At 59.7% G+C, this 13,907-nt stretch carries 16 protein-coding genes; 14 read left to right on the top strand and 2 right to left on the bottom strand.

What is annotated here, in order from left to right:
* Positions 1 to 8: 8 nt before the first annotated feature.
* From BLU18_RS12035 to BLU18_RS12015, 5 genes are all read left to right on the top strand, one after another.
* Entirely contained in the window at positions 9 to 509 is a 501-nt protein-coding gene (locus tag BLU18_RS12035; protein ID WP_092635410.1) for a DUF7995 family protein, read from the top strand.
* Positions 510 to 515: 6 nt separating this feature from the next.
* Complete coding sequence (locus tag BLU18_RS12030; protein ID WP_092635408.1) at positions 516 to 881, top strand: DUF7568 family protein; 366 nt, start codon at positions 516 to 518, stop codon at positions 879 to 881.
* Positions 882 to 953: 72 nt separating this feature from the next.
* Entirely contained in the window at positions 954 to 1,349 is a 396-nt protein-coding gene (locus tag BLU18_RS12025) for a DUF7567 family protein (RefSeq protein ID WP_092635406.1), read from the top strand.
* Between the two features lie 82 nt (positions 1,350 to 1,431).
* Positions 1,432 to 2,016 carry a hypothetical protein gene (locus BLU18_RS12020; protein WP_092635404.1) on the top strand — a complete coding sequence of 195 codons (585 nt, stop codon included), beginning with the start codon at positions 1,432 to 1,434 and terminating at the stop codon, positions 2,014 to 2,016.
* Between the two features lie 44 nt (positions 2,017 to 2,060).
* Complete coding sequence (locus tag BLU18_RS12015) at positions 2,061 to 3,011, top strand: MarR family winged helix-turn-helix transcriptional regulator (protein ID WP_092635402.1); 951 nt, start codon at positions 2,061 to 2,063, stop codon at positions 3,009 to 3,011.
* A gap of 36 nt (positions 3,012 to 3,047) precedes the next feature.
* Here the strand turns inward: BLU18_RS12015 and BLU18_RS12010 are convergent, their stop codons facing one another.
* Positions 3,048 to 4,412 (bottom strand): restriction endonuclease, encoded by a 1,365-nt coding sequence (locus BLU18_RS12010; RefSeq protein ID WP_092635400.1) that lies wholly within the window; start codon positions 4,410 to 4,412, stop codon positions 3,048 to 3,050.
* A 134-nt stretch (positions 4,413 to 4,546) separates the two neighbouring features.
* On the opposite strand from BLU18_RS12010, the gene BLU18_RS12005 reads away from it, so the two are divergent.
* Positions 4,547 to 4,993, top strand: coding sequence for a hypothetical protein (locus tag BLU18_RS12005; RefSeq protein ID WP_092635398.1), 447 nt, complete (start codon positions 4,547 to 4,549; stop codon positions 4,991 to 4,993).
* A 43-nt stretch (positions 4,994 to 5,036) separates the two neighbouring features.
* Here the strand turns inward: BLU18_RS12005 and BLU18_RS12000 are convergent, their stop codons facing one another.
* The gene (locus tag BLU18_RS12000; RefSeq protein WP_092635396.1) at positions 5,037 to 5,822 is read right to left on the bottom strand and encodes a hypothetical protein; all 786 of its coding nucleotides are present in this window, start codon (positions 5,820 to 5,822) and stop codon (positions 5,037 to 5,039) included.
* A gap of 535 nt (positions 5,823 to 6,357) precedes the next feature.
* Between BLU18_RS12000 and BLU18_RS11990 the strand changes: the two genes are divergently transcribed.
* The 8 genes from BLU18_RS11990 to BLU18_RS11955 all read left to right on the top strand — a co-directional run bounded on the left by BLU18_RS11990 (position 6,358) and on the right by BLU18_RS11955 (position 13,794).
* Complete coding sequence (locus BLU18_RS11990) at positions 6,358 to 7,773, top strand: class I SAM-dependent methyltransferase (protein WP_092635394.1); 1,416 nt, start codon at positions 6,358 to 6,360, stop codon at positions 7,771 to 7,773.
* A 242-nt stretch (positions 7,774 to 8,015) separates the two neighbouring features.
* The gene (locus BLU18_RS11985) at positions 8,016 to 9,176 is read left to right on the top strand and encodes a hypothetical protein (protein ID WP_394327340.1); all 1,161 of its coding nucleotides are present in this window, start codon (positions 8,016 to 8,018) and stop codon (positions 9,174 to 9,176) included.
* 66 nt (positions 9,177 to 9,242) lie between these two features.
* Entirely contained in the window at positions 9,243 to 9,464 is a 222-nt protein-coding gene (locus tag BLU18_RS11980) for a DUF8129 domain-containing protein (protein ID WP_092635392.1), read from the top strand.
* A 125-nt stretch (positions 9,465 to 9,589) separates the two neighbouring features.
* Positions 9,590 to 10,591, top strand: a complete 1,002-nt coding sequence (locus BLU18_RS11975; RefSeq protein ID WP_092635390.1) for a DUF6610 family protein — start codon at positions 9,590 to 9,592, stop codon at positions 10,589 to 10,591.
* A gap of 71 nt (positions 10,592 to 10,662) precedes the next feature.
* The gene (locus tag BLU18_RS11970) at positions 10,663 to 11,010 is read left to right on the top strand and encodes a DUF8013 domain-containing protein (RefSeq protein WP_092635388.1); all 348 of its coding nucleotides are present in this window, start codon (positions 10,663 to 10,665) and stop codon (positions 11,008 to 11,010) included.
* 87 nt (positions 11,011 to 11,097) lie between these two features.
* The gene (locus tag BLU18_RS11965; protein WP_092635386.1) at positions 11,098 to 12,030 is read left to right on the top strand and encodes an ArdC-like ssDNA-binding domain-containing protein; all 933 of its coding nucleotides are present in this window, start codon (positions 11,098 to 11,100) and stop codon (positions 12,028 to 12,030) included.
* Positions 12,031 to 12,154: 124 nt separating this feature from the next.
* Positions 12,155 to 12,985 carry a type IV toxin-antitoxin system AbiEi family antitoxin domain-containing protein gene (locus BLU18_RS11960; RefSeq protein ID WP_092635384.1) on the top strand — a complete coding sequence of 277 codons (831 nt, stop codon included), beginning with the start codon at positions 12,155 to 12,157 and terminating at the stop codon, positions 12,983 to 12,985.
* A 5-nt stretch (positions 12,986 to 12,990) separates the two neighbouring features.
* A complete protein-coding gene (locus tag BLU18_RS11955; protein ID WP_092635382.1) occupies positions 12,991 to 13,794 on the top strand; it encodes a nucleotidyl transferase AbiEii/AbiGii toxin family protein in 804 nt (267 codons plus the stop codon).
* Positions 13,795 to 13,907 lie beyond the last annotated feature (113 nt).

The following is a 13,907-nucleotide window of genomic DNA, read 5'->3' as shown; positions in this document are numbered from 1 at the left end:
GAACAAAGATGCATATGGTCATCTACGCGTTGGTCGAGGCACCGACACAGCACGACGCCCTTGTCGAAGGGAAAGCAGTCTTCGACCGTCTCGTCGGGGCGAACCCCCACGGCTGCGCCGTGTTCGACTACTACTGCACCTTCGATGAAGAGGATACGACGGTCGCCGGGAAGGCTCGCTGGGGAGACCTACCGACGGCAGCACCCATCAATTCAGAGGAGGGCGGTGAACTGCTCGATCGAGCCTGGAACGCCACCAAGGAAGAGTTCCAGCGGAATCTCGACCGCGTGAAGGAGGCGCTCGACGAGCTCAGCGACGAGGCGATCATGCGCGACGAGGACCTCGCCCGACACGCGTTCCATCAGGTCGGGGCCTACGAGGGGCCATCAATCCCGATGTACGACCAGCACGCGATGGGGATTCGCCATCGCGATCAGCTCGATCGTGTCCTCGAGGAAGAGGAAGACAGCCAGACACTCTGGATTGTCCCCGCAGACGTCCACTTCTGACTGACAATGCCACGGATCACCAACTGGTCCCGGGAGAGTCGTACACCAACACTCGCGTATCGAAACACCGAGACTGGAGCGCGAGCCGTTCTACACCGGGCGCCGGATTCATACCGGTACAAGTGGCGCGGGGCGATCCTCGTCGACGGCTACCCGATCTGGTCGCGAGGCTTCGAGACGAAGGAGGCGACAACGTTCCGGAATGCGCTTCGGGAGCAGCCAGCGCCCGAACTGAACTGTCCGGAGTGTCCAAACGACGACGTCCTCGTCGGTGAGAAGACAGCTGATGGAGCGAAGGTACAGCGCTGGTACGACTGTCCGGACTGTGGGTACGAAGCCCCCTCGCGCATCGTCTACGGCCCTGAACGCTGAGAACGTACACACGCAGGGTGTTTTTCGGCCGGGGCGGAGAGAGTGACCCGGTCGAACCGGGTCGGTCCAACAATGAGTCTCGAAGTACTCGACCGACACAGCGAGGCACTGTTTGAGTTCCTCTGGTGCCCCGTCTGCGGGCAGGACGTGTTCACCCACATTCCCTTCGAGGGAGTGTTCTGCAAGAACTGTAACACGCAGGTCGTCCTCCGAGAGTCCCGAGAAAACCGTGGCTACGAGGAGGCTGTGCTCGCGTGCTTCGACACCGACTCGACGTGGAACCTTCACGTCGACGAGAAGCTCCGTCGCGACCTGCCTGACGGCTCGGCACGGGCAAAAATCCTCGGTGCACCGGGTGCCTATGAGATCGACTGGTGGAGTCCAGCACCTGGGGAGGATTGGGAGCCGGTCGAGCGTGGTGAATTCGACGACGTGGAGGAACCAGACGAGGTGTCACATCTCGCTTAGCGGATTGCAATCCCGCTACGACTGTGTGGTGTTGTTTCAGCGCCGGCGATGGGTGCCGGCGCACACGCGCCGGCGAGTACCGATGTCGACACGGAGCCAACTCCGATTCGTCCAACGAGTCGAACAGACCGGTGAGACAGATGGCAGCGCCGACCGCGTCGCGCAGGTGTACCGGCATTCGGACGGGTACCCCGGGAGCGTCCTCCGGGATCTCGCACAACTGAAAGAGCTTCTCGATGCGACCCGCGCAGAGCGTGGCCCGGGCTACACGGCGGCGACCTTCGTGTTCCTCGACAAGCTCTCGACGGTCGACCTCTACCTGGATGGCGACCCAGAGCGAACGATCGACGCGGCTCAGCCAGCGGATCTCCTTGAGCCGTCCAATATGGAGCATCTCGACCAGCCGCTGTTCCTGCTGGGCCACGGCGTCGAGAATCCGGCCGACGGCATCCATGGCGACGAGGAGTACCTCTACGTCGTCGAACTCCCGACGGAGAACCCGTTCGACGATCCGACCGAGTGGACCGTCAAAGTGAGCGGTCACTCCGCGTTCCCCCGCTGGGACGGCCCGACTGACGAGGCCTTCGAGCAGGCGAGCTGGCAATTCCACGGGTCGCTCGAGGACGCGCTCGCAGAACTGGTCCGGGACGAAGCAGTCGTCAAGTAAAATCCCAAATCGTATTTATATAGTTAGGGTTTAGAAAGACCCAGATGATTTCGAAGGCCGGACTCGCCGTGCTTGACACGCTGAGTACCGGCCGTAAAGCAACACCGGAGGAACTGGCGGCTGAAACCGGATATTCACGAGACCATCTGTACGACGTACTCGACGAATTGCTCGCAGCGGGATTACTCACAGAAACGCGTGGGTCCAGCAATCAGCGTCGTGTCCGCATCGCGGAACATCCAGTTACCGAAGCGTATCGAACGCTGCTGTCGGAGTTCAGCCACGTGGACTGGACGGAACTGCTCTCCCCAGCCACACTCCGCGTGTGTTGGTATCTCGATAGACCACGACACATCGCTGATATCGCAGACCGACTCGGAATCACCCGACAAGGTGTCCATAGCGCGTTATCGCCGCTCAAGCACCGAGCGTTACTCTCCCAATCCGATTCGAAGTACGCCCTCCGGGACGAGGTCTCGCCGCTGTTGGCGTTCGTCCGGGCTACTGTAGAACACGAACATCGAGCCCGAGTCCGGGAAATCGCTCCCAGTGCCACGATCGCGTGGTGCGATCCGAAGCGAGCACTCGTTCGCCTACAGACCGACGAGGATACGGACGCACTCCAAGCAGCTCCGGACTGGGAGATGACCGGACTGGGCCGGTTTGCAGCGTATGGTCTACAGTTTTTCCTCGCCGGCGAGCCTCCGTTCTGGTATGCTCCGGACGAGGAGCTAACGGCTGCTGAAGTCGTATGCCATACGCTCCTTCTGGATAGCGGATCCCGGCGCGTCAGCTATTCGATGCTACTGATCGAGGCGGAGAACATCGATCAGGAGACACTCGTCGAGACCGCAAGGTGGTACGACCTGGAATCCATTATGAAAGCGTTGTATCGGCCACTTCGGGGCGACTTCGACAGGACAGATGATCTGCCAGTCATCCTCCCAAAGAAGGACGAATATATGGCACTAAAAGAGCAGTACGGAGTCTCGTAACCCTAACCCCGCAGCCTGGCGGAAAATTGCGACTGGTTAGATGATGCCGCCGATCACGAGGAGTCCGACGACGAGCAGCAGCGTCGCAACCACGCTCCCGCCAGCCAGCAGCTTGTTCTCCATCGCCTTCTCGTGGATCGGCATCTCGGCGTACTCCTTTCGGAACGCGTCGAGATTCTCCTCGTCGTAGAAGTACTTCCTCTTCAGCGCGAACCGTTCGGTCACCGCACAGCCGGTACAGACCGGCTCCCCTTCGAGCCGTTCGGTCTTGATGTGGGTGTCGCAGGCGATCGCCCCGCAGTTCGGACAGTAGGTGTACGTCTCGTCGACGCCGCTCGTTTTGCAGTGGACGCAGCGATGAATCCCGTCCTCCAGAGTGACCCGTGAGGGGCCAGCAGCATAGTATTCGTACGGATACGAGTACTCCAGTATCTCTGTCGTCTGCCGAACCTCAGGTAGATACACCGGCTCAATCGATTGCACTGAGATGTCCGAGAGATTGGGCTCACACGTCTTGTTGTACGTGACGTTATTGTCGCCGGTGTAGGTCACCGTCGTCGTGTGGTAATCCTGGATGCGGTCAACAGCCCACTCCTTGTACTCCGTTTGGGTCTGGCCGAACCGTCGTTCGTCGACATCGTCGAATACCTCGGTAAGCTGCCCGGTATCGAGGGGAACCGTCGCGTGGAAATTCTCGGTGACCAGCGTCGCGACTTCGTCGTCGGCCACCTTCGGATGGCCGCGCTCAGCGTGGACAACGAACTGTGTACGGTCGTTGATCCGGTGGATGACACCGACTGAGGTCTCGAAGACAGCGTTCGTGTCGGCGGTGATCGCAACCACCGGTCGGAACGTCACTTGCGAGTGCGGCACCGGCAGATCCGCGGCCTCGATGTTCTCAATGTCGCGGAACGCCTCCTGGACAGGTGCGTCGACATCCGCCGCCGGGTCGTACGGTCGGAGCGTCTCGTCACAGAGGATCTCGATGCGCCCGTTGTAGAGATCGAGACCGATTTCGTCGGCGATCTCCCGGAGGTCCTCGCCATCGAGTAACTCGATTGGATGAGGGTCGTCGTTCTGCTGGAGGCGGTCGGCGTACTCCTGAGCAGGATTCGTGAACCGGCCAGTCGTGACGACCATTCCGCGTTTGGGGCCGTCGAAGTCGAACGTCGCGATCGCCGAGTGGAGCTTCTGGACAACCGGCCGGCCGACCGTCCCAGTGTGCTTACACTCGACGATGATCGCCCGTCGCGTCCCATCGACGACCTCCTCCATGATGACGTCGCGCCCCTCGTCGGCCGTCCGCTCGGCCTGACGGACGTTCTCGTAGCCGAGGTTCCGGAAGACGTCCTCCATCAAGTCCTCGAACTCGAATCCCGAGAGGTCGTCCAGTACAGCCATCCGAATGTAATTGGACAGTATCTTGCTATGACTATATACGTTGCCGACGGTGGCGACGAAGTCGCGACGACATGAGCGTTGTTGTTGTTCGTCCCGCAAGGGGTGCGGGACGACACATCCGTCCCGGGTAACCGATGAGTTCTGAGAGCAACAGCGAGAGCGCCCCTGACCACTGGTGGTTGCATCGCCGAACAGACGACGACCATTTCGTGTTCGCCTACGAGTTCTCGAAATCCGTCCTCTGCCACGTCCAGCAATCCTCGGACTGGCTGGTCCGGGTCGATCGGGCCGATGGGACGATCCTCTTCAGCCAGCACGACCTCCGGTCGCGAGCAGCGGCGTTCGACCTCGCCGAGAGCGTTATGGGGCTCTGTACGATGCTCCATCGCGAGGTCGTCACGGAGCGGAGCCAAGCACGAAAGCCGATGTACGTCGGGTCCCGACCAACCGGGACCGCGAGTGCGAGCAATCAAGAAGCCGGACGCGGTCCAGACACCGCCCGTCGGCCGTCGGATTCCTTTCCCCGCCAGCCCCCGGAACGACCACGAGGCCTGGGACACCGGGAAGGTGAGTTCCAATAACCGCTAGCCGAGCATACCGCGACGAAGGCTGTGTGGGCGGATGCTATCCAAGGAGATCTCGTTGAGCGCCGCCGAAACTCTCCTTCGGAATGCCGTAGTCAATATTCAGATCGTCGAACCACTGAATCACGATTGGCATGAGTTCTGCCTTCTGACGTGCCATCTCCGCATGGGTCTCCCACGAACCCGAATAAGCAAACGACCATCCTTCGAGACCATGTTCCTCGCAGAGATAGATATCATGTCGAGCAATCCCGGGATCATCGAGGGACGTATCGCCCAACAGCAGAAGATTGATCTTGGAATCCAGAGGTGGCTCTGTGGATTCTTCCGAGGGCTCTATATTGACAGAGATGCTTGCCTGATCGGCGGGACCATTCAATGTCACCTCCGTTTGGAAACTCTCGCGACTGGTGATGCCGGCGATTCGGGATGCTAACTCCTGCTCCAGTCGCTCAATGTTCGACTCGGGACGCTCTATGTCTAAGATGTCACAGAGCTCCTTGATCCGTTGCTCGGACGGATTCTTCTCGTCCAAAATTGAATCGAGCAGTCTTTTCGCTTCCTCTTCTGACAGAGTTTTCGTATCACCATCAAGAGGGGCGAAGTCATCGCGACCGAGCGTTCCGGATCCCTCGGTGTAGATTTCTCCAATCGATTTCAAAGCGTGGATTGTATCCCACGAAATCTCGTCACCATCTTCCAATCCGAAGCGTTCGATGATCGTGTTACCCCGGGAGCGAAGCTTGTAATTGATGTTTCCGAGGTCGGTTGTCCAAGCGCGGATGTAGTAACCAAGATCGTGTTTGTATGCGTTGATCGTCGGCATATTCAACGACCCTCCTCTGGCTGGCTCTGAAATCGACTAAACATGGTGGCAAGCCTGAGTCGAGAGTGATCTGATGACATTCTATCAGGACAGATACACCCATAATCCATAAATCTGGTGTTAGAGCGCTTGAGGACGCCAATTACGCGCGAATAGCGTGCGCGAATTCGCGCGCGCGTGAGGGGTTCGAAGGCGACGAGTGACGGCTCCCCACTAGCGACATCGCGGCCGATACCTGTTTTCGAGACATCAACGGCTGATGAGACCCTATCACCGGAGGACATCGGCATCACGACGGCCGATTTTGACGAGATGACCTTCACAGTCAAACGAATGCTCTGTAAAAAGCACGACATCAGCGTCCACCAGAGCGTCGGCTCGCCGAGAGGAACTGGAGAATGTTCACGAAACAGTCCAATCAGAGACCACCGACTCAGATGAGTGAACCACTCTCTCCCGGCATAACGTCATTAGGTTGGATGCGAAACGGGAGATTATGCCTCCATTTCGTGTTCCTGAGACGGTTGCTGATCGGATGGCTGAACTCCTCTTCGAGGATATCAGCTCCACGTACGGGAAGCGAATCCTGTATCCGGGATGTGGGAAAGGTGAATTAATTTCTGCTGTGGAACGATATTTCGAGGACTCGGTGCATGACCCACCATCTGGGGTTGCGATCGATACAGAGGACGAGTATGTCGAGACGGTTCGAGAGAACTACACTGACCAAGTAGAGGTTCGGAACGGAGACTATCTGAGTGCGGACGCACGCCTTGACTCGTTTGAGTTCGTGCTTAGCTATCCGCCAACCGTCCAGTGGATTGATCTGAGTGAGGAAAAGCAGCGCGAGTATGCTACCTCCTTTGCTCAGATATCTCCGGATACAGCCCGTATCCATACCGGCCTGCTGTTTCTCGAACGGTCGCTACACGTCCTAACAGAGGACGGAAACGGTGTATTCTTGACTACGAGAGGATTCAAAACAGAAGAGACAAAGGGCCCCTTCCGCAGTTACTTGGCTCCGAAAGTTGCAGATGTTGAATCGGTTGATCGCGACCATTTTGAGGCCGATATTCCCCACATGCTCCTCAAAGTCAATAGTCCGGAGTCAGAGGAGTTCGACCCAGCGGTATCATCAATCCGACCAGACCCATCAGAAGTTGAGTCCCAACTCATGGCGAGTGCAACCTCACCGACAATCAGCGAGCCTGCTCGCCATACAGCGACATGTTTCCCGGAGTTGGATGTATATAGTGCTGAGGATGACGCTGCCTTCGTCTACTTAGATCTCTACTATGAGGACTACGACGCTGCATTCGTCTTCGATGATCCGGAGCAACTAGAGGGACTTCGTGGCTACGTCTCCAGAGCAGAGATGGAGATACGAGGTGAAGAGCCCGTCACCGAACACGTACTGCCGCTAACGGACTCAGATTGCGTCGCTCCCGGAGAAGAAGTCGGGACGGTAATTGAACGACTAGGAAGAGACGGAGAACGGTTCTGTTTCGTCGGCCAGCCAAATGATCCGGAGGGAATCGTGACCCGATTCGACCTGAACAAGATTCCCGTCTACCAGTATCTGTACGTGCTTCTCGCTCAGTTTGAAATTCGACTACGAAAGATCATCCGTGAACACATCCCGGACTGGGAAACTGAGACCGACATTCACATCCGCACGACCTATGTCGGCGATCTCGCACCTGACAAGCTAGCCGGGGGTACCGTAGGGAAACTACTTGACATCCTGTCTGAGGCCGATGAGATGCAGCAGCTACCGGTAGATCTAGAATCATATGGGGCAACAATATGGGATGTGAAAGACCTTCGAGATGCTGTTGCTCACTATAACCCGCTTGTTCACTCAATGAGTAACGACACGGAGAGCGATTGGACAGCAGGAGATTTACGTGCCCGACATAAGCTTTTGCGGGATATAGTAGAATCGGATTGAGCCATCTCCCCTGGGAGAGACATCCGTGGATTCCGAACCCGTAGCAGGTACGACTTCGTCGCTCAAGTACTGAGTAACGACAGTAAGATGTGTCGCCGCCGGTTGGTTATTAACCAACAGTCGGCTGTTGCCTGGGTCAATGTTGGTTAACGTGGTGTTGTTGTTGCGCCCGGCAGAGGGGCGCAGGGCGCGAGACGATGCAGGCAGCCGTCGATGAGCGTTCCTGCGTCGAGGTGACTACGATGAAAGACCCAGAGTCGAGAACCATCTTCGCTGGCGTCGATGGACGTACCGACACCGAACTACCCGAGTGGTATCGTCAGCGTCACGGCGGCAAACACACCGTGAGCTTCGCTGAGGCGATCCGCGACCTCCCGCAGGCCGTCGAGTCGACCGTGGCCTACAAGAATCCGTACACCGACGAGTGGGTCGAGACGGAGCGGTTCAACGCGCTCGTCGAGCCGAGTCGCGCTCGAGAGCAGGCCCGTGAGGAGGACGCCGAAACGGATTCCTTGTTCCATATTCCGACCGACTCGTACTCGATCATCAACCCGGTCGACGTCTACGGCCCTCTAGAGGAGGTCCTTCGGGAGGAGACTATCGACGGAACGCCGCTGGGTGACGTGATGTTCGGCGAGATTCGTCGCTACCGGGGCGGCGGCGAGGTCCATATGGACATCATGTTCGACGGCCTCGAGGTGCGCCTCCCCGGCCGGTCGGACCCGATCACGATGGGCGTCACGTCGGGCTACGACTTCTTCGGCGAGCACGCCGTCTACGTGGAGGGGTTCGCTCAGGACGGCTATTGTTCCAACACGATGCGCTCGCTCACCGACAAGGAGGTCATCAAACACGTCGGCGACGTGCGGAACTTCCGGAGCTGGTGGGAGGAACTCCTCGCACAGGTCGAACTCGTCGCCGACGACCTCTTCGAGTTCATCCGTGACGCACAGGACATCGACCTCGACTTCTCAGACCTGCCGTTCACCGTCACGGAGTTCTACAGCCTGCTGGGCTTCCCGGACTACCTGGCCGAGCGTGCCGCGAGTGATGCGGAGGCCAACGCGGCCTCTCCCGTCGAGATCGATATGTGGACGCTCCATTCCGGCGCCACGTACGCGCTCACTCACTTCTTCCAGGGCAAGGAGGGTGCGTCACTGGACGGCTACGTCCGCACGGCCAACGACATCCTGTTCAACCCGGAGGGCACCATCGGGCGGGTCGAGCGAGCCTACGAGGAGCAGCTGGAGGCCGACAGCGACGACGGGTCGCAGGCGTCGCTCGCCGGCGAGCGGGCACTCGCGAGCATCGAGCGCGTCAGCGACGATCTACAGGAGAAGGTCGACCAGTTCGAGGAACGTGAGGACGCGCTTCGTGAGCGGTTCCAGGACGCGATGGCCTGACGCTGCGATGATGGGGTAGTCGGCTGCTCTGTCTTTCTCGCCCTTCAGGGGTGGAGGGCGATAGAGATGGAGAAATCCGCGGACAACAGCGGGGCTGACGACGAATTCCCACCCGAGAAGCGCCTCGAAGCACCGAACCACCGACTGATCAAGGCTGGGATCGCGACGATCCCCGATATGGAGACACTCCGTGAGTGTGTTGCCTACGAAAACGCCAACCAGAATCGGACGCAGATTCTGCGTCGGCTCCAGTGGAAGGCCGAAGAGTTGCGTGAGGATGAGACGTAGCGATCGGTCTTAACCAACAACCGGAGTCAGCTACCACCTCGTGTTGGTTAACGTTGAGAGTGTCCCGTTTTTTCAGCCCCCTGAATGGGTGCGGGGCGCCCAGCAGCCGCCTCGCGAGTTCAGTCATGTCCCTCGATTTGAGTCCAGACTCCAGCACGGCTAGCGACATCGCTGCTGCCAGACAGGCAGACCAGATAGCGTTCCTGCATCGAGCCCCATTCGTCGCTGATGCGTTGGCCCTCGGGTTTCTCCCCGGGTTTCGAGAAGACTGTGGGTATCAGGCAGACCAGTACCAGAACCTCGAGATTCCGGTGGGGATGCTCGATAACGACTTCCGCAATCCCGACCTGGAACGATTCGTCGATTGCTTCTTCGAGCACGAGCCACAGGTCGGTGTCATCGGCGACATCTACGAACCAGATGCCGTCGACGCCCACATCGCTGCCGCTCGCGAGATCCAAGCGAGCTACCCCGAGGCCGAGCTCATCGTCGTTCCGAAGTCGCGGGCGGTGATCGATGCGATACCCGAGACCCTCGTCCTCGGATATTCACGGGGATACGCCGACCGCCTGGCCCACGAGTTCTCCGACCCAGCCGATTGGAGAGGACGACGCGTCCATATCCTCGGCGGGAGTCCGCCCAAGCAGCTCAACGCCATTCGACAGCTGACCAGACCGACACTCACGGACGAGCCACCAGCCGACATCGTCGGCGTCGACTGGAACGGGCTACATCGTGGCGCACAGTTCGGTGAGTTCTGGACGGCCGACGGCTGGGACGACAGCGGTCGCGACGCCGACCACGTCACCGTCCGAAAAACAGTGCGCCACAGCCTCGCTCGCGTCCGTGAGTTTTGGAGGGGCCACGGGATCTGGCCCGAAACGACACCGGAAGACGAGGGGCTCAACGTCGAGTACGAGGGACCGAGTCCTGCCGTTCTCGAGGACGCCGTCTGTACCGAGTGCGGGACGAACGTCTGGCGAACTCGCCGCGGCCCGTACGTGGCCGAATACGATACCGGCGCAATCTGTGGATACTGCAGCTACGAGTGCTACTTCAGCCACCGTCACCGAAACAACCTGGAGGAGATCGCCGGCGAGCAGAGCGTCTACCTCCCGCCGGCGTGACTTCGCGACCTGTTTTTCGTGCCCCCAGAGAGGGCGAGGGCTCCTTCGAGAGCCCTCAGAGGTGACTTCCAGTGAGTCAACAACAGAGTCCCGACAACGTCTCGGTCGACGAGATCCCGGTCGATATCGACAACACGCAATCAGCGGAGGTCGATTCCGCCGACGTCCCCGACGAAATCGAGTCCATCACCCGTGGGCTCGCCGGTGAGCAGCCGCCGACGAATCCCATAGTGGTTCTCAAAGCGGCCCGGTGGTGGTATCTACACGGCAAGGGCGGGACAGATCCCGCCTTCCAGTGGGCCATCGAGTGGACGCGTCACCTTGCGACTGACACACCCAGCGACGTCGAGCGCTTCGACGAGTTCCTCGAGTACCTCGTCACGGTCGGCTTCGCTGACGAACGCCACGAACTCCGCTAACCGACAGAGCGGTTTTTTGGACGCCCCTGAGGGGTGCGGCGCGGTCTGAACAGACGCAGTCGCCGTGACCTTGATTCGGTGAACACAATGGCTACGACTAGTGACTCGTCGGTCTCCTTCGAGCAGACCGACACACGATCCGACGAGATGAACAGCACCATCGAACAGTGGATCGACGACCTCGTCGCCGGCGTCGACGACGCGCAGGCCAGCGAAGAGTTCCAGGAGTGGCTCGACGTCCAGAGTCGTTTCCACGACTACTCCTACCGGAACACGCTCCTCATCAAGCGGCAGTGTCCCGAGGCGACCCGGGTGACGGGCTACCGGACGTGGCAGGAAGAGTTCGACCGCCACGTCACGGAGGGGGAGTCGGCCATCTGGATCTGGGCGCCGATCATCACGAAGCAGTGTCCAGAGTGCGAGAACTCGCCGAGCTACCACGAGGACAGTGACTGTGACTACGACGAGACGTCGCCTGAAGAGTGGTCCGAGGGCCTGGTCGGGTTCAAGCCCGCGCCGGTGTTTGACGTCTCTCAGACCGAAGGCGAGCCGCTTCCTGATCTCGACACGGAAGCAACCGGGGACGCCGGCGACCTCGTCGGTCGGCTGACTGGAGCCGCCGACGAACTTGGCGTGACGGTTCGGATTATTCCGGAAGCGGAGTGGACGCACGGCGAGGCGAAAGGCATCTGCGAGCAGCTGAGTCTCGTCGGTATGCAACCGCGTGTCGAGGTGCGTGATCGGGAGAACGATGCCGACCTTGCGCGGACGTTGATCCACGAGTACGCCCACGCCCTGCTCCACTTCGACGTCGACGACGACACCGAGCGGTCGAAACGCGAAGTCGAAGCCGAGGCGGTCGCGTACGTCGTCGGGCGGTACTGTGGGTTAGATACCAGCGGGTCGGCGTTCTACTTGGCCGCGTGGGAGTCGGACGATCCCGAGATCGTTCGCGACCGTCTCGACCGGATCAGTTCCACAGCAGAAGAGCTCATCGACGTAGCCGAAGACGGCGCTTGAATCCTTAACCAACGCACGGTTCCACACCCCGATTCTGTTGGTTAAGTCTGCTTGTCTCCGCCGTCCGCGGCAGTCGCAAGGCTAAAGCAGGCCCGTGTTTATACTCTATGTAAGAAACGCAGGTATGAGTACCATAGAGCAAACACAAAATATACGCCAGGGTCTCTCGACTCGAGAAAGTCGACTCCTTGCACAACTCGCTGGCGCGGGTCACCAAATCATCTCCGTCGACGACATCGAGACGACGCTGGAGGTCCCCCCAAATACCGCCCGCGAGATCGCCTCCCGACTCACCGAGAAGGGCTGGCTCGACCGGCTCTTCTCGGGCACGTATCTCATCATTCCACTCACAGCCGGCGAGGAAGCCGTGTACACCACCCACGAGTACCTCATCGCCGCCCACGTCGCCGAGCCAATGTACATCGGCTACTACAGCGCCCTCAGCCACCACGGGCTGACCGAACAGGTTCCCCGGACGGTGTACGTCGTCACGCCGACCCGAGCGCAAAGCCGAGAGATCCACGGTGTCCCGTACCGCGTCACGACAGTCACCGAGCGGAAGTTCTTCGGCTTTGAGCCGACATCCATCGAAGGCACGACCGTTCAGGTCAGCAACCTGGAGAAGACGCTGGTCGACTGTGCGGACCACCCCGAGTTCTGTGGTGGCCTTCGAGAACTTGCAACCGCGATGCGCACCGCCGACGACCGGGGCTGCGACTGGGACACCGTCGGCGAGTACCTCGAACGCCTCGACAACGGCGCGGCGACCAAGCGGATCGTCTACCTCGCCGATCAGCTCGGCATCGGCCTCCCCGCCCGCGAGGAACTCGTCGCGTCGTTCACGAGTGGCTACTCGTTGCTGGACCCGACGCGACCCGACACCGGATCGACCGACAGTACGTATCGCCTCCGAATCAACGTCGAGCCAGCCACGCTGGAGCCGACGGAGTCCTGATCGCGATGATCAGTCAGGACCGGCTCCGGATTCTCGCTCGCGAACTGGGCGTTCGGCAAGGGTACGCCGAGAAGAACTACGTCAATTCGTGGCTTCTCTGGGGCATCTTCACGAGCGGCTACGGCGACAACCTCCTGTTCAAAGGCGGGACCGCGCTGTCCAAGCTGTATTTCCCGCAATCGTGGCGATTCTCAGAAGACCTCGATTTTGGCGTCGAAGGGGAGTACCAGGGGTCCAAACAGGAACTCCGAACGGTCCTCGATACGATTGCCGACCGCTCTGGCATCGAATTCGAGATTCGAGAGCATCACGAATCTCAGCAGGACCACTACCCGACCCACTACGTCGACATCAGCATTCAGTACCGCGGCGTCCTCAACCACCCCAACACGACCAGCATCGACGTGATGGTCGACGAGCACGTCGCTTTCGATCCTGTTCAGCACACGCACGCGTACGAAGACGTGCCCGAGTTCGACCTCCAGGCGTACAGCGTCGAGGAGATCTTCGCTGAAAAGCTCCGAGCGATCTACCAGCGCGGGGCCGCCCGTGACTACTACGACCTCTATCAGCTGCTCGAAACCGATTCGGTCACCATCAACTTTGCCGACGTGGGGCCCGCCTTCGACGCGAAGTGCAAACACGATGGGCTCACCGTTGATCTGAGCGACGGACTCCCGGACGAGCAACAAGAAACGATCCGCCACCAGTGGGAGACCACGCTGCCGGACCTGACCGGTGATCCGCCGGCGTTCGAAATGGTCTGGGAGCAGTTGGACACGGTGATCTCCCAACAGGGATCGCCGTAGGCAACGGCCGATGTCGGTGTGGATGACCGATGGGTGCTGCATCCGGAGCTCTGGCGATTAACCAACAAGTCGGGATATCTGGCTGGTGCGTTGGTTAATTTTTTGAGCGCCCG

The organism is Haloplanus vescus, assembly GCF_900107665.1.
Taxonomy (GTDB): domain Archaea; phylum Halobacteriota; class Halobacteria; order Halobacteriales; family Haloferacaceae; genus Haloplanus; species Haloplanus vescus.
Note: the sequence above shows the minus strand (reverse complement) of the source record. Positions and strands in the feature narration are given on the sequence as shown.